This window comes from Acetilactobacillus jinshanensis (genome assembly GCF_004359375.1).
GTDB lineage: Bacteria > Bacillota > Bacilli > Lactobacillales > Lactobacillaceae > Acetilactobacillus > Acetilactobacillus jinshanensis.
In genome coordinates this window covers 635909-653514 of the sequence record NZ_CP034726.1, presented here as the reverse complement: position 1 = coordinate 653514, position 17606 = coordinate 635909, and the positions used below count along the sequence as shown (strand labels likewise).

Below are 17606 nucleotides of genomic sequence, written 5' to 3'. Positions count from 1 at the left end.
ATAATGATGCAGATTAAAATAGGGAAGCCGAATTAATCATGTCATATAACAATCAGCATCAAGGTAAGAAAGTTAGAGGTAAAAAAGTTTTGCGTAAAATTAAAAAACACGGGCTTACCGTGGCAATGACGCTATTAATGACGCTCGGTGGCGCCAAAATGATGTCGCATACCAAGGCTCATGCTCAAGCCGATCGACAAAGTAATGGCGCTCGAACAACCAGTCTGAATAATAAGCCTAAGGGATCAGCTGGCGATAATCATGCCCTTGAAAATAACGTTAATCGTCAAAAGGGTTCGTTAACTGCAAATCAAAATTCAGGAGAAAATACCGGTGATAATTATTCACCAGTGTATCATTTGCAGCATGCGAACAAAATGGGTGGCCGTAGCACTAATTCAACTGGATCTAGTTCTGCTTCAAAGGCATCTGTAAATAAGGTATCGCAAGCAACTTCAAATTCCATTAGTTCATCGACAGAGACTAAATCAAATGCCAATTCGTTATCTAATGCAAATCAGATGACAACTCAAAGCCTAAGTACCTCTAATGGTAATCATCAATCAATAATGAAATTTTTCAAGCTTTTTAGTAAAGCGAAAGTTTCAAGACAGAATAATGGTAATAACTATAAAAACGATAATAAAGGTAAGTCATCGTCTAATAATACTTATAAAGATATTAATAGTTTGAGCTCAGCCCTTAATAGTTATAGTAATACTGGCTTAACGGGGTATTCTGACTTTAGACAAACGATGGATGGCTATGTAAATAATGCTAACGGTGCAAATAGTTCAGATATCGTATCGCTAAATACAAGTGCCAATAATTTAATGCGCAGCGTGGGTGATACAGCAATATCAATGGCTGCTAATGATTATCAATACGTTAATGCTAATGCATCAGCTTTAATGGATAATCAATCTGATAAAGCGTATCAGAGTAGTATAAGAGCTGTTAGTCAAGCTGTTTCCCAGTATAATAATAGCGTTGCTAATTCTGCATTAGCTGGTTATTATCACATTATTAATTCGTTAACCAATAAAACGATTAGTACAAAAAAGAATAAACATGGTGACAGCGGTCCTAGATATATGGCTTCTTCTGCATTGTCAGATGCTACAAGTATAGATAGTACACTTGGATCTACGGTAAACTGGATCAATGATTATGCTAAAGATGGCACTTTATTAAATAAGTATGCAAAATATGAATATATAGCCACCCAGCTTAAACGAGCCAATTATGATCGGCAAATCATTAGTTCTGCAGCTTCAATGATTGGTACATTTAATAATAGTGAATCTTACAATTTAAGTTTAGCTAATAGTACCTTAACAAGTTTACAGAATAGTGCAAATGCTGAAAGTAATAGTGCATCCAGTGCTAGTGCTGCATCAGCAAGTGCTTCTGCAGCTGCAAGTTCAAAAGCGGTATCTGACAGTGCTTCGAAGAGCACAAGTGAAGCCAATGCATCCGCAGCAGCCAGTCAAAGTGCCAGTGCTGCAAAAAGTGCTAGTGAATCCACGAGTGCATCTTTAAGCGCATCAACCTCGGCAAGTCTTAGTGCCTCGACATCAGCGTCCCTAAGTACAAGCGCTTCACTATCCGCCAGTACATCCGCTAGTTTGTCTGCATCGACTTCTGCGAGTCAAAGTGCTAGCACATCCACAAGTGCATCTCAAAGTACGAGTGCTTCGTTATCGGCAAGTACTGCTGCTTCAGTTAGTGCATCAACGTCAGCAAGCACAAGTGCTTCATTATCCGCCAGTACTTCAACTAGTAATTCTGTGTCAACGGCTAATAGTATTAGTGCTAGTCAAAGTGCATCCACATCGGCTTCTTTAAGTGCATCCACTTCAGCAAGTTTAAGCGCATCAACCGCGCAAAGTCAGCGTGCTAGCGCATCGACCTCGGCATCAATTAGTACCGCCGCTAGTGAATCGGCATCTCAAAGTACGAGCGCTTCGCTATCCGCCAGTACATCTGCTAGTTTGTCTGCATCCACTTCTGCGAGTCAAAGTACTAGTGCCTCATTAAGTGCCTCGACCTCTGCTTCATTATCCGCCAGTACTTCGACTAGTAATTCCATATCAACAGCCAATAGTATTAGTGCCAGTCAAAGTGCTTCAACCTCTGCAGCGATCTCAGCTTCAGCTAGTGCTTCAAAGAGCACAAGTGAAGCAAATGCATCCAAGGCTGCTAGTGCAAGTGCCAGTGCTGCAAAAAGTGCTAGTGCATCCGCGGCGGCCAGTCAGAGCGAGAGTGCGTCTAAAGCAGCCAAGAGTGCAAGTGAATCGACTAGTAACTCTTTAAGTGCTTCGACATCTGCATCATTAAGCACATCAGCTAGTATCGCGGCATCCACTTCAGCAAGTCTGAGTGCATCGACTGCTCAAAGTCAGAGTATTAGCGCATCAGTATCAGCATCACAAAGCACCAGTGCATCGCTATCGGCAAGTACTTCGACTAGTCAATCGATATCAACAGCTAATAGTATAAGTGCTTCCACTTCGGCATCGATTGCAAGCTCTAATTCAGCAAGTGCCTCTTCATCAACATCAGCAAGTCAATCAGCATCAATGTCTAATAGTATTGCTAGTCAAAGCGCCAGTGCTTCTAAGGCTGCAGCTAGTAAGAGTGCCAGTGCATCCGCATCAGCTAGTCAGAGTAGAGCTAGTGCCTCTGCCGCAGCCAAAAGTGCGAGTGAGTCTAAAGCCGCAAGTTCAGCCGCGGCCACGGCAAGTTCTAATGCCGCAAAGAGTGCAAGGGAATCCACTAGTAATTCGTTAAGTGCGTCAACTTCAGCATCGTTGTCAGCAAGTACTAGTGCTTCCACTTCGGCTTCTCTTAGCGCCTCAACTGCAGCCAGTGTAGCTGCTAGTGTTTCGGCATCCATTGCCGCTAATACGAGTGCTACTCAGCAAACCTCGAATTCAAATCATGAAGATCAGAACGTTGTGACGCCGGAAAGTACTGAAGTGGCATCTGATTTTAGTCAAAGTTCATCCACCAATTCGGATTTAGATGGTTCTGCTCAAGTAACTCATCATAAGACTAATCATTCAATCAATGCCAACCAGCCGAATGTTGATCACACTGAGGCGATTGCTGATTCAACTAAATCTGCTAAACCGACACATTATGCTGGTAAGATGATCAATTCCAATCAAACTCGCCAACAGGCTAAGCCTGATGTAGCTGGGGATGCCAACCATAATTCCGGATCTGTTAAACTTAATGCTCAACCGGGGTCATCCATGAATGATGATGATGCACATTCAAGAAGTTATAAGACTGACTTTATCCAATCGCACCAGGTTAACAAACCGAATCCGAACGAATCCATAAATCACACGTCGATCTGGGCTAGCATCATCGCCGGGGTCTTAGCGATCCTGGGTGGCTTAGGTCATGCCTTAGGCTTCAAAAAACGTCGTAAATAACACTTATTAATTTGATAAATTATATCGCCCACGCAACACGGATTGCGTGGGCTTTTTGTTTTAAAATCAAATTACATATTGCACAAATTAATCTTAGCCGATCTAAATGATTGCTTATCGAATTAAGGCGCTTATCATTAAATATGAAAAGTCATGATCGTGCATATAATGTAAGCGCTTGCATAAGTGAGGGCCCATTTAATTACACATTTCGTCATGGCGATTTCCTATGGTGATTAATTAATAATGCTGATTATTTAAAACCTAGTGTTACCGAGTCATAGTTTGATTAATTGATATTAAAGAGGTTATATTATGGCTAAAAAAGATGAAGCGTACGTTATCGCGTTAAAGGTACTTGAATCGTATGGGGTTAAAGATATGTTCGGTTATCCAGCCGGCTCCTTAAATTCATTGATGCATGCTTTAGATCAAGAAAAGAATCACATGAAATACATTCAGGTCCGTCATGAACAGGTTGCCGCATTGGCAGCCAGTGCTCACGCCAAATTAACCGGCAAGATTGGGGTCTGCTTTGGCTCCGCTGGTCCAGGTGCCGCTAACTTAGTTAACGGCTTGTATGATGCCAAAGCGGATCATGCACCGGTCTTAGCAATCGTTGGTCAGGTCCCAAACATGTTAATGAATTATGATTACTTCCAGGAATTTCCGGAATCCCCGATGTTCGCCAACATCGCGAAGTACAACCGGATCGTGATGACACCCGAAAGTTTACCGCACGTGATTAACGAAGCCGTTAAACAGGCTTACAAGAACCAGGGCGTTTCGGTCGTCGTGGTTCCAAATAACTTTGGTTACGTTAAAATTCCGGAAGGGAATTACACCAGTGCACCTGAAGTTATGGATAAGAAGCAGCCTGAACCGAAAGCCACCCATCAAGAGATCCTCCAATTCTTAAAACTGGTTAAACAGGCTAAGCGTCCGGTGATGCACATCGGTCGCGGAATTAAGAACAACGGTGCTTTAGTCGTTCGATTATCCAAGAAGTTACAGATCCCGGTTTGTGCTGATGTCTTAGGCAAAGGCCTAATTAATCCAAAATACGAGGGCTTCTTGGGTTCCGCTAACCGAGTTGCTGATAAGCCCGCTGACGAAGCCATCTCGTCTGCCGATTTAGTGATCGCGATCGGTGGTGACTTCTCGTTCTCACGGACTTATTATGCATCCCATCCGTTCAAGTACGTTCAAGTCGATGATGATCGCAGCGAATTAGGCAAACATCATTCACTAGATCTTGGCATCTGGTCGGATGCCGGTGACTTTTTAACCAAAGCTCTTCGAGCTAGTCACGATGCCCAGACGTCACATTACTTCCAGAGCTTAGTTGCTGATAAACAGAATTGGAATCAGTATTTACATCATATTCAGACGATGAACACCAAGTATCTTCACACTCAGCAGCTTTACTACTGGATCAACAAGTTAGCTGACCCGAGTGCCATTTATGCCGTTGATACTGGTAACAACACGATTGACAGTCTCCGTTACTTAAATCTATACCATCATAAGTGGAGTTTGTCGGCATTATTTGCCACGATGGGCTACGGGTTACCGTGTGCCATTGCGGCCCAGTTGGACTATCCAAAACATCAGGTTATTAATTTAGCCGGTGATGGTGCCATGTCAATGGTGATGCAGGATCTGGTAACGCTCCACAAGTATGATTTACCAGTCTTGAACATTGTTACCTCTAATGAAGACTTAGGCTTCATCGCCAGTGAACAGCAGGATGCCCCGATGGACAAATTCGGTGTTGATCTGCAGAGTCAGAGCTTTGCCGGTATTGCTAAGAGCATGGGCGTTAATGCCGTAACTATAATCAAACCATCGGAAGTACCGGATGCTTTGAAACAGGCCCTTAGGACGATGAAAGCTGGGCATCCGTTCTTGATCGATGCCAAAGTCGTCGACGAACGGGCCATTCCGGTTGAAGACCTCAATCTTCATTTAGATAATGGTAAATTCACTGAAGCCGTCTCGCCAAATTACCGTCGTGGTGAAACCAAGACGAAGCATTATCCGTTACAGCAGTTCTTTAATTACTACCATGGTGAGAACCTAAAATCCCTGCCGGACATTATGCAGGCTCATAAGTAATACTTACTTCATTTTTATGTGAATCCTTCTCCTAAATCTATGACACGCCATTCGAAAACGAATGGCGTTTTTGTTTACTCGCGGACCTATGAAATAACTAGAAGCGAGCCACGAAATCAACATAATTTATGCTGACTAAATAACTATATTTAGAGTTGAAATGAACATATTAAATTAGTTTAGATTTTAATAGTAATGAAAGCGCTTACTGTAGATTAATTAATTTTAAGGAAATGATCATATGTCAGAACCCTTATTTATGCAACCAGTTTTTCATGAAAAACTTTGGGGTGGGGATGCTTTAAAGCGTCTCTATCATTACCCAATCCCATCGAACCATACTGGTGAATGTTGGGGCGTTAGTGGCCATCCCCATGGCTTAACCCGAGTTCGCAACGGTAAATTTAAGGGCCAGACGTTAGCCCGAGTTTGGTATACCCATCCGGAAATCTTCGGTAACGTTGATACTACCCAGCGTTTTCCAATCTTAACCAAGATCCTGGATGCTCACCAAAACTTATCGGTTCAGGTTCATCCTGACAACGCTTACGCTAAGAAACACGATCATGATTTAGGCAAGGATGAATGCTGGTACATCATCGCTGCGAAGCCGGGAGCTCGCCTATTTTATGGTCATAATGCCCGTTCTAAATCACAGTTGGTTCACTGGATCAAGACCGGCCAGTGGAAATCACTATTACGGACGATTCCGGTTCATGCCGGAGACTTTATCTACGTTCCGTTTGGGATGGTCCACGCCTTAGGTAAGGGGATTGTTGCTCTAGAAACACAGCACAGTTCCGATGCTACTTACCGGTTCTACGATTTTAATCGAATTGATCCAACAACTGGCAAGCCACGCCGATTAGACATTAAAAAATCGATCGATATGATTAAGGTTCCGCCGGTTTATCCTGAATTACGGCCGCTTACAGCAACCGTTGGTGGCGGTAAAGTCACTCGATTGGTTCAGGCCGCTTATTTCAACGTTAGTAAGATCAAGATTGATCACGGTCGCTGTAACTTTAACTTACCGAACAGGAAATTTACGGTCTTGTCGATCTTGCATGGCAACGGTCAGATTATGGTCGACGGCGCCCGTTATCAAATTAAAGCCGGCGATCATTTAGTAATCCCTGGTAACACCAAGGACTGGCAGATTTTTGGTGATCACATCCTGGCGATTATGTCAACACCGGGACCAAAAGTACTATGAGTTAAGCTCTTTATATGCACAAAAAGGACCTCATCTGAACTTAATCAGGTGAGGTCCTTTTCGTTTGATGTCTATTTAATTAAGGAGATATATGCAATGATTAGAATTACTTAGGTGACTTAGCAGTTAATTCCAAGTTGCTCCATAGGTAATTATCGGCAGGTGATAAGCTGTAGCCTTTTAAACGATGGTTAACGGGTGTCCAGGTGATGTTAAAGAATTCTGGAGCGTAAGCAGCTTGCTTGTTCATGTATCTTTGCCACTTCTTAAAGATCTTGATACGGTATGGCATCTTGAATGACTTCTTGTTATTCATTTCAGCCATTAGCTTGTTGTTTTCCTTTGATACGAAGTGACCCATGTTGAAGTTGGACTGGTCACCGAAGAAACCAATTGGGGTTGGTTCAGCGTTTAAACCAAATTCGATCCGGTAAATGTTAATGGAATTCTGCTTAGGTTTCAGTAGGGTGGCAACTAAGCTATTGAATTCTAATGGACGACCGTTCGTAAATTTAGCGTCCAGGCCTAACTTACGCCACTGCTGTAAGAAGTAGTTATCCTGAGCATCATCTTCAGCGGAACCCTGAGGTGCACCATAATGAATGATTAACTTCTTACCATTAGGCTGTGATAAGTACTTACTGCCGTTACGTTTCTTGTAACCAGTATCCTTTAGTAGCTTACGAGCTTTCTTCATGTTGTATGGGAAACCTGGCTGAGACTTGTAAGAAGCATGGTACTTACCGTAAATCGGTGGGATCAAAGTGTTGGCACGGTATGAAAGGCCATGACCAAACTTCTTAGCGATTTCGTTCAGGTTTAATGAGTACAGCATAGCTTTGCGTAGGTTTGGATTAGCCATTTCAGACTTTGGATCCATTACGCTGGTGCCAGATTTATTAAGGTGACCAAGGTCAAAACCAATTACGCTATAGCCTAATTCAGGCGTCCCAACTTCGCTGTAGTCCTTTAAGGATTTGATGCGTGGGTATTGAGTTGCCGGTGAGCCAAAAGCGAAGTCATACTTCTTGGCCTTTAAAGCAGCTGACAAGTTACTTGGTGATACGATTTGAATGTTGATGTGCTTAATGTGAGGCTTCTTACCCCAGTAGTACGGGTTCGGTTCCCAGTTGGTGGATTCACCCTGAACTTCTTTCTTTAAGCGGTATGGACCGGTGAAGATCGGGTGCTTACGGGCTTTGCTGGAGGACTGAATTTGATCGAGCGGGATGTTCTTTAGGTATTCGTAAGGTTCAACGCTGTCCCACATGGTACTGTTGCCGTTGTACTTTAAGGCTGGGATCAAACGGTTAAAGTGGAATAATGTCTTACGGCCTTTTGGACCGTCTGGGAAAGTAATCCCGGAAATCTTGTTGGTTTTACCAGCATGGTATGCGGCCATTCCTTTAATGTCGTTCATATCAGTACTATATTGCTGGGACTTACTCTTCTTGTTAGCGATGATTTCGTATGGATATTCAACATCTTTTGCGGTGATCTTCATGCCGTTGGACCACTTAGCGCCTTTACGTAAAGTAACGGTCGCGGTATTGTTCTTTTTGTTTAGCTTTAAGCTAGCTAAACCGCCTTTGATGATTTGGTAATGCTTATTCTGGTTGAATAGGGCACCGGCACCACCGGGCTGGAACATATCAACATCTTGAGCAGTCGTTTGTAAAGCTGGTGAAGCAACTCCTGAGAATGGGGAACTGCTGATGTTAGCAATCCTTAAAGTACTCTTGTTGCCTGCTTTAGTGGCTTTGCCAGGTGCAGTGTAGGTCTGTGATAAATGAACGTGCTTATTAGTTTTACTCGCGTTGTTGGAACAGGCGGCTAAGCCTGACATCGATGCCAAAATCATTGTTCCTAACGTTAACCATTTAATATTATGTCGTTTCATACTTTGTTCACCTCATCATTAATCTTCATCAACAACATCAACATTCAAAAATTTCTAAATCGACCTGGACAATAATTACATCATCTCTTTTGAAGTAACGAAAAAATCCTCACGGCTTAGTGGTAATTATCTAAACCGTGAGGATTTATGAATGTTAAATATGATGAATGGTTTTGAATTACATACTGATGATGAAGGATTCAAGCATCCACACGGTTTAGTTGTTTATTACCATGTGAACACTTATTTAACAGAACTAAATAGCTCTCAAACGTTCACACAGTCAGAGTGATAAGACTAATAAGACTAATAAGTCTAAGACGACTACCACACTGACCATGACGACTTGCGAATTGATAGAGATTGTTCGCATTTCAGAACTATTTAGTATCATCAAACTTACCTTCTTTCGACTTAATCAACTTTACGTTTACTATATTAACTAATTTTTAGATAATGTCAAGTTAATTTGAATAATTATTTATTTAATTATACATAATGTTCTTAAACAGGAATAATCATTGAAAATAAAAAGATCTTTAAAAGTGATTTCTAAAGATCTTTAAAAATGATTATGAATTTAATTACTTAATCTTGCTTGACGTTAAGCTTAAGTTACTCCATAGGTTATTGTCGGCTGGGGACATACTGAAGCCCTTAACACGGTGGTTAACGGCGGTCCAGTCTGGGGTATAGAATTCAGGAACGTAAACGGCTTCCTTATTCATGTACTTCTGCCATTCTTTGAAGACCTTAGCTCGGTGGGCTTTACTGAACGATGCAGAATCGTTCATTTCGTTCAGGAGTTTAGTGTTCTTCTTGGTTACAAAGTGACTTAAGTTGAATGATGACTGACGGCTGAAGAAACCAGTTGGGGTTGGTTCAGGGTTCATACCGAAGTAGATTCGGTAAACGTCAACGGACGTTTGCTTATGACGTAACAACGTTGCAATTAAGCTATTCTGGTCAATCGGTTTGCCTTCGGTGAATTTGGCATCGATGCCTAAGCGACGCCACTGCTGAACGAAGTAGTTATCTAAGGTGTCGTCCTGGGATGAACCGGTTGGTGATTCGTAACGAACGACTAATTTCTTACCGTTCGGCTGAGAAACGAACTTACTGCCGTTACGCTTCTTGTAGCCGGCGTTCTTAAGTAACTGCTTAGCTTTGTTCATGTTGTGAGGGAAACCGGGGTTAACACTGTAAGAACTGTGGAAATCACGGTATGCCGGTGGAATTAAGGTATTGGCACGGTAAGTTAAACCACTGCCGTACTTTTTGGCAACTAAGTTCAGGTTTAATGCGTACATCATGGCACGACGTAAGCTTCGGTTAGCCATCTTGGCGTGTGAATTCATGACGGCGTTGCCGTTTTTATCGGTCTTGCCAACGTTGAAACCAAAGACGTTGTAACCTAATTTAGGTAAGCCAACTTCAGTGTAGTCGCTTAACTTCTTCATTCGTGGGTACTGATATACCGGGGAACCAAAGGCGAAGTCGTACTTCTTATGCTTCATGGCTTCGGCGATGTTAGCAGGTGATTCAACCTGAATATCAATGTGCTTAACTTGTGGCTTCTTGCCGTAGTAGTACTTATTCGGTACCCAGCTGGTCATGTTACCTTGAACCTGTTTGTTTAATTTGTATGGGCCAACGAAGATCGGGTGCTTACGGACCTTACTGGACGATGCTAATTTGTTGATCGGCACGTTCTTTAAGTATTCGTAAGGTTCAACCCCGTTCCACATGGTACTGTTACCGTTGTACTTCAGGGCCGGCATTAAGTGGTTGAAGTGAATTACGGTCTTGCGGCCTTTAGGACCATCTGGGAAGGTAATCCCGGAGATCTTCTTGGCTTTGCCGTTGTGGTAAGCAGCCATCCCTTTAATGTCGTTCATATCAGTACTAAATTGATTGGATTTACTGTGCTTATTCGCAATGATTTCGTACGGATATTCAACATCTTTAGCGGTAACCTTCATCCCGTTGGACCATTTGGCGTTCTTGCGCAAGGTAACGGTTGCGGTATTGTTGGCACGATTCAGCTTCAGATTGGCAAGGCCACCGTTAATAATGTGGTAGTCCTTGTTCTGATTGAACATGATACCGAAGCCACCGGGCTTATACATGTTGTTACCTTCCTGGGTGGTTTCTAACGTTGGTGCAGCAGGCTGAGTTACGGGCCCTTTACTGATGTTAGCAATCTTCAAGGTGCTGTCGTTACCAGCTTTCGTGGCTTTGCTCGAGACACTGTAATTCTGTGACAGATGGACGTGCTTATTTGGCATGCTTGACTGCTTATTGTTGGAACAAGCAGCTAAGCCCGTCATTGAGGCTAGCAGAATAGTACCAAGCGTTAGCCATTTGGTATGCTTTTTCATAAGTTGTCACCTCATTTAATAATTCTCATTCGTCAAATCCTGATTTGAATGACGAAAGCTCGGTCCAATTATATCATGAACGGAAGTTAGATTGGGTCGAATTGAGTAAAAAGTGAATAAAATTTATATAATAATCCACTAAGTTCATCATTATTGCATCATAAAAATACGGGTTAAGGCTGATAGATTACTTTCATATTATGAGTCGAATCTGCCTTAATTACCGGATGCTCCTTTAGATATTCCGCAATAATTTGTGGCATCCCTTTCTTAGAGATCCACTTGATCTGGTGCTTATTGAACATCGGGAAGCCACCACCGACGGCACGGTAATTATTCATCGTCATCTTAAACTGCTGATCGGGACGAACTGGCTTGCCATGGTAGGTCAATTTGGTAACTCGGTGACCAATTGGCTTGGCAACATTGATTACGTAATCAAAGCCGTAGTACAAATCATATAAATATTGCAGTGGTTGTGGTTCACTGAAGGCCTTGCTGACCACGATCTTGCCATCATGGTAGTCAAAGTACTTAGCGCTTTGTTCAACGGCCTCTTTCAGAATTTTACCGTTAATAACCGATAAGCATAGCTTATTCGGGTAGACGTAGTTCACCATGATGTCACGGATCGTAACCGGGCTTGGAAAGCCGTGACTATCATCGGTAAAGAGGGCGTTAGCTGAAATATCAGCGTGGGTTAACTGGATCTGCATCTTCTGAATGAAGCGGTCGTAAGCACAACCATTAATTCTGGCTTGGTGCGGATCTTTAAAGTCCATGTTACCTTGTACTTTGGCTAATGGTTGATTAAGCCAATTATCCGTCGCGACTTCAGCCGGTTTAACGACTTTCGTTAAGGCTGGATCGGGTTTAACGCCCTTCATTGGTTCCAGGTGAACGTTGCTCTTAACGACTTTTTGATTTTGGATATCTAACGTAATGTTACCAACGTACTGGCCTTTGCAGCCAACCTGCATAACGGGGACACCGAACAAATGATCCTTAATGACCCGGTGCTGATGGCCCGTTAATAACGCGTCGATGCCCGGAACTTCTTTTAGAAGTTGGTACCCTTCGTTTTCACCGTCCAGGATCTCGGTCGGCTTGCCATTATGATCACGTTCAAAGCCACCGTGATATACCACGACGATTACGTCAGCCTGTTTGCGCATGATCGGGACGTACTTCTTGGCGGTTGCCACCAGTGAATGAAACTTTAAGCCTTTGATGTGAGCTGGTAATTCCCACTTGGGAGTTCCAGCCGTAGTGGCACCTAAGATACCCACTTTAACCGGGCCAACCTGCTTGATGGCGTATGGTTTACCGAAGACTAAATTATCATTTTCATCGGTAATGTTGGCACATAGGAACTGACGCTTAGACTCTCTAATTGAATTTTTAAGATACTGAATTCCAAAGTTAAATTCGTGATTACCAACGATTCCATAGTCGTAGCGAATCGCATTAAAAGCCTGGTCAATTGGCTTTGGTGCGTTATATTGATTAGCTGCATTTGCGGCTAATGGTGAACCTTCTAGATAGTCACCGTCATCAAATGTTAACGTGTACTGATCTTTAGTTTGCTGCTGCTTAATATAAGTCGCAGCTCGTTCTAAGCTGAATGGCTCATTAAAGGTTTGGTGAATGTAATTTGTGGGTGCCAAATACCCGTGAATATCACTGGTTAATAATAAATGTAATTTCATGAATTTCCCTCGATTCCGTTAATTTATATCACGACATTATTATACCGAATTTTAATTATAGAAGCTTTGTATCAAAAGGATTAGAAACATTGTTGGGGCTATTTTTCAAAAATATATTAAATTTATTTCATATCAGGTTGACATTTGCTGATAATTGTTTATTATAAGAATTGCATTGAGAGATAAATAGCAATTATTTATTGAAACAATTTGAGCAAGTAAGTAATTAATTAAGATGAATCAGCGAGTTCATGTTTTGATGAGAGTGAATTGATTCTTAGTTAATGAAATGGCTTGTGATTGGTATTATCGAAACACTGAGTCGAGATAATAATGGGTCGGCCACCATTACCATGGCACACGTTTTATTTAGACAACGTTATCGAGGGGAACATCACAAGGTGTTCTTGAAAGTAGAATGGTATCACGAATGATGAGTTCGTTTCTGCATAGTCAGGAACGGGCTCTTTGTTAATTCATGGATGTGCAGAAGTCTAAGTAAGGCGTTATTGAGGGCGGTAATGTAAGTTATCGCCGAAGTGGAATGGCACCGCGAAGTTAAGCTCGTTTCTACAATAATATTAATATGTTGTAGGAACGGGCTTTTTTAGTACCCGTTAAGATTAAGAGGAGTGATTAGTTATGAAAGTTGCGATGTTAGTTTTAAAAAGGTTGTTGAATGTGTAAAAATTGATCGACTTAATTTGAAGGAGTTCTTTAATTATGAAAAGCATTAGTTATTACGTTAAACATTTAATTAGCAAACGTTGGGTTAAATTTGCATTAGTTGCCGCATTATTAATTTCACCAGCTTTAGTTCTATCCGGTTGTGGTAATTCAGCAGCTCAAAAGAACACCGTTAAAGTTGGGATCGTTGGTGATGATGATAGTCGAATTTGGAATCCGATTGCCAAGCGTTTAAAGAAGCAAGGGATTCACGTTAAGTTAACAAAGTTCACGGATTATACTCAACCTAACGCTGCTTTACAGAGTCATGAAGATGACATTAACGCTTTCCAGACGATTCAATTCTTAGGTGCTTATAACAAGGCTCATCATTCTCACATCGTTGCCGATGGTAAAACGATCGTTGCTCCATTAGGTATCTACTCTAAGAAGCTCAGTAAGTTAAGTCAGTTGAAGAAGGGTGGATCCATTGCCATTCCAAACGATACTTCAAACGAAGCTCGGGCATTAATCCTGCTAAAGAACGCCGGCTTAATTAAGTTAAAGAAAGCCGCATTTCCAACCAAGAAGGACATTACTTCTAATCCAAAGAACTTGAACATTGAACCCGTTGATGCCGCTCAGACACCAAGAGCTTTAAAAGATGACTCTGCAGCTGTTATTAATTCCGGAATTGCCTTTGATGCCGGATTAAAGGTTAAAGATGCTCTGTATCACGAAAAGATCAACAGTAAGATCAAACCATACGTCAACATTATTGCAACAACTAAGGGCGAAAAGAATCGAAAAGCCGTCAAGAAAGTTGTTAAAGCATATCAGAGTAAAGCAAATGCTAAACTAATCAAGAAGGACTTCCAAGGCAGTTATGTACCTGCTTGGAATTTAAATCTTTAAAGGAGTAGTTCATAATGACTGAAACTTTATATCAGAACCTTAATTTATTCAATGGTAAAGATGATGGGATTAAAGATCATTGCTGGTTCTTAGTTGATGATCAGTCTGGCAAGATTGAAAAATTAGGCAATGGCGCCGCCCCGAAGGCGGACCACATCGTTGATCTGCATGGTAAATACGTTATGCCAGGCTTGATTAACGTTCATACCCACATTACGTTTAATCAGTTCACACCAACTGGTGATACGGACATTAGCCAAACCCGAGCCGTTGTCCGTGCGATTAAGAACCTTAGAACGTTGTTAAAATCCGGGGTTACCTACATCCGGAGTTGTGGTGACATTTACAACATTGACATCGTTCTATCCAAATTAATTAACGCCGGTGAGTTAACTAAGGTTCCGCGAATTGTTCCAGCCGGTCGGCCGTATTCAATGACCGGTGGCCATGGTGACATGCCGAACTGGGGCTACTTAGTCGATTCCTGTGATGAAATGCGGAAAGCCGTTCGTCGTGGCATTAAACGGGGTGCCAAATCCATTAAAGTCATGGCAACCGGTGGTGTAATGACTGAACAGGACTTCATGGACGATCCCCAATTAAGTGCTGCTGAAATGCATACCGCGGTCGTTGAAGCTCATCATAAACACTTGATCGTTTCGGCCCATGCCGAAGGTAATCCGGGCATTATGAACGCGATTAAAGCGGGCGTTGATTCGATTGAACATGGCTTCTACGTTAACGATCAAGAAATTAAATTAATGTTAAAGCATCATATTTATCTAACACCAACTTTAGGCGGTGCCTGGAAGATTAATACCTACGGTGACAAGACGTTACCAAAGTGGGAAATGAATAAGATGCATAACGCCTTTAGTGATTTAGTCAAGAACTTAAGTAACGCTTGGCATCAAGGTGTTAAGTTCACTTTAGGTACCGATGCCGGTTGTCCATACTGCTTCTTCTGGGATACCCCATTGGAATTTGAAATTATTGCCAAGAAGCTCCACACCAGTAACTTTGCTTCGTTATTAATGAACCTTCATTCTGCTCAGTTAACGAAGTTAGATGATCATTACGGAACTTTAGAACCTGGTAAATACGCTGATTTCTTGGTCTTGGATCATGATCCATTAAAGGACCTTAAGGCCGTTCAACAAAAAGATAAGCAGGTTTATCAGCATGGTAAGCGTCAATTTTAATTAATGATTAATGGTTAATTTTATCTCAGCGGTGGTCTGTAACCATCGTTGAATACATATTTCAAAATTATTGATCGGATTTAAGGGATGATAATATGACTAAACCAATCATTCAACTTCGACATATTAACGTGGATTTTCCACATCAAAATAACGTGATCCATGCTGTGAAAGATGCATCACTCAATATTGATCCAGGTGACATCTACGGGATCGTCGGTTATTCCGGTGCTGGTAAAAGTACTTTAGTCCGGGTTATTGATCGGCTCCAGAAGCCGTCGAGCGGTCAAGTCATCATTAACGGTCAGGACGTTTTGCAATTTAATCATCGTCAAATGCGGGCCGTTCGGAAAAAGATCGGTGTGATCTTTCAGCATTATAATTTAATGACGTCCCGAACGATCCTGAATAACGTTGAATTTCCGTTATTAGATCAAAAATTATCTAGAAAAGAACGTCAGCAGCGAGCCCATAAACTACTGAAGTTAGTGGGCTTAGACAGCAAGAGTTCATTTTATCCGGATCAACTTTCCGGTGGTCAGAAACAGCGGGTGGCGATTGCTAGAGCTTTAGCTAATCAACCGAAGATTTTGATTAGTGATGAAGCCACCAGTGCGCTGGATCCGCGTAATACCCAAGAAATCCTTCACTTATTAAAGGACTTAAGCAAAAAGTTCCATTTGACCGTTCTTTTAATCACCCATGAAATGGATGCCGTTAAGGCAATTTGTAACAAGGTTGCCTTTATGGATGCCGGTCAGATTATCGAACACGGGACGTTATTTGACGTCTTTGGCAAGCCGAAGCACGCTAAGACGGTTCAATTTATCACGCGAAATAGTCCGTTGGCCCGTGCGGTTAAACATTTAAAAGCTAAGCTGAAGAAATTGGGCAGTCATCAGAAATTATTACTGCTGAAGTACTACGGCACCAACGTCAACCAGCCGTTGATTATTAATCTGTACCAGAAGTTTACGGTGATCGCGAACGTTCTGTACGGAAATATTGAAGAAATTCAGCACATTCCGATTGGTCATTTGGTTGTCACGTTAAATGGTGAATCGGATCATGTTCAACAAGCTGAACAATATTGTGAAAAATTAAAGATTAGTGTTAAGCATTTAAATTAACAGGGATGAGTCAACATGACGTTATTTGCGAAACTATTTCCAAACGTTGTTCATATGATCCCGAGCTTCATTAATGCCACATGGCAGACGATTTACATGACGGCCGTTACCGCAGTGATTGCCGGGGTATGTGGGATCCTGATCGGGATTGCGTTGGTGGTCACCGGTCCGAACGGGATTTGTGAACAAGATAAAGTTTACTGGATTTTAGATAAAATCGTTAACCTATTTCGATCGATCCCGTTTATTATTCTATTAGCCGTGATTGCACCGGTGACCCGGATGATCGTTGGGACCAGTATCGGGACGACCGCTTCGATCGTACCGTTGATTATCGGGACCGTCCCGTTCTACTCCCGTCAGGTTCAAAATTCGTTACTGGATGTTGACCCTGGGATTATTGAAGCGGCTCAGGCCATGGGCTGCAGTAACCTCTCAATTATCTTTCGGGTTTACCTAAAGGAAAGTCTCCCGTCATTGATCCGAACATCGGTGATTACCCTAATCAGTTTGATTAGTTTGACCGCCATGGTTGGTACCGTCGGTGGTGGTGGCTTAGGTAACTTAGCCATTATGGTAGGCTACAACCGTTTTGAAAATGACGTAACGATCATGTCATTGATCTTAGTTTTGATCTTGGTCTTTGCCATTCAGATTGTGGGGGACATCTTAGCTAAGCTCACTGATCATACGAATGCTGATTAACTCTTAAATCCTAACAAAATATTAATATATCACAAGAATGATATTAAATTTTAGGACATATCTTGATTTATCTGAGCCTTAAGTTATAATAAAAAGTGAATATTAGTAAAGGGGTTAATTTCAATGATTCGAATTTGTCAGCATGCGAATAACATTAGAATTCAATATAAATTAGCTGCTTTAAATGCGTTATTAGGCTTATTAAGTTTATAAAGCCT

The 17606-nt window shown here is 41.8% G+C and carries 10 protein-coding genes; 7 read left to right on the top strand and 3 right to left on the bottom strand.

Annotated features, from left to right (window positions below):
* Positions 1–38 precede the first annotated feature (38 nt).
* The 3 genes from ELX58_RS07995 to ELX58_RS03110 all read left to right on the top strand — a co-directional run bounded on the left by ELX58_RS07995 (position 39) and on the right by ELX58_RS03110 (position 6780).
* Positions 39–3446, top strand: a complete 3408-nt coding sequence (locus ELX58_RS07995) for a hypothetical protein (RefSeq protein WP_217423164.1) — start codon at positions 39–41, stop codon at positions 3444–3446.
* A 315-nt stretch (positions 3447–3761) separates the two neighbouring features.
* A complete protein-coding gene (spxB, locus tag ELX58_RS03115) occupies positions 3762–5564 on the top strand; it encodes a pyruvate oxidase (protein WP_133441705.1) in 1803 nt (600 codons plus the stop codon).
* Between the two features lie 241 nt (positions 5565–5805).
* Entirely contained in the window at positions 5806–6780 is a 975-nt protein-coding gene (locus tag ELX58_RS03110) for a type I phosphomannose isomerase catalytic subunit (protein WP_133441704.1), read from the top strand.
* Positions 6781–6886: 106 nt separating this feature from the next.
* Here ELX58_RS03110 and ELX58_RS03105 read toward each other — a convergent pair whose 3' ends face one another.
* The 3 genes from ELX58_RS03105 to ELX58_RS03095 all read right to left on the bottom strand — a co-directional run bounded on the left by ELX58_RS03105 (position 6887) and on the right by ELX58_RS03095 (position 12770).
* Positions 6887–8680: an ABC transporter substrate-binding protein gene (locus tag ELX58_RS03105; RefSeq protein WP_133441703.1), complete on the bottom strand. Its 1794-nt coding sequence runs from the start codon at positions 8678–8680 to the stop codon at positions 6887–6889.
* Between the two features lie 584 nt (positions 8681–9264).
* Complete coding sequence (locus ELX58_RS03100) at positions 9265–11061, bottom strand: ABC transporter substrate-binding protein (protein ID WP_133441702.1); 1797 nt, start codon at positions 11059–11061, stop codon at positions 9265–9267.
* Positions 11062–11234: 173 nt separating this feature from the next.
* Complete coding sequence (locus ELX58_RS03095) at positions 11235–12770, bottom strand: bifunctional metallophosphatase/5'-nucleotidase (protein WP_133441701.1); 1536 nt, start codon at positions 12768–12770, stop codon at positions 11235–11237.
* A gap of 723 nt (positions 12771–13493) precedes the next feature.
* Between ELX58_RS03095 and ELX58_RS03090 the strand changes: the two genes are divergently transcribed.
* From ELX58_RS03090 to ELX58_RS03075, 4 genes are all read left to right on the top strand, one after another.
* Positions 13494–14351 (top strand): MetQ/NlpA family ABC transporter substrate-binding protein, encoded by an 858-nt coding sequence (locus ELX58_RS03090; protein ID WP_133441700.1) that lies wholly within the window; start codon positions 13494–13496, stop codon positions 14349–14351.
* A 14-nt stretch (positions 14352–14365) separates the two neighbouring features.
* On the top strand, positions 14366–15553 hold the full coding sequence (locus ELX58_RS03085) for a metal-dependent hydrolase family protein (RefSeq protein WP_133441699.1): 1188 nt from the start codon (positions 14366–14368) through the stop codon (positions 15551–15553).
* Positions 15554–15648: 95 nt separating this feature from the next.
* Positions 15649–16683: a methionine ABC transporter ATP-binding protein gene (locus tag ELX58_RS03080; RefSeq protein WP_133441698.1), complete on the top strand. Its 1035-nt coding sequence runs from the start codon at positions 15649–15651 to the stop codon at positions 16681–16683.
* Positions 16684–16698: 15 nt separating this feature from the next.
* A complete protein-coding gene (locus ELX58_RS03075; RefSeq protein ID WP_133441697.1) occupies positions 16699–17388 on the top strand; it encodes a methionine ABC transporter permease in 690 nt (229 codons plus the stop codon).
* The last annotated feature ends 218 nt before the right edge of the window (positions 17389–17606 follow it).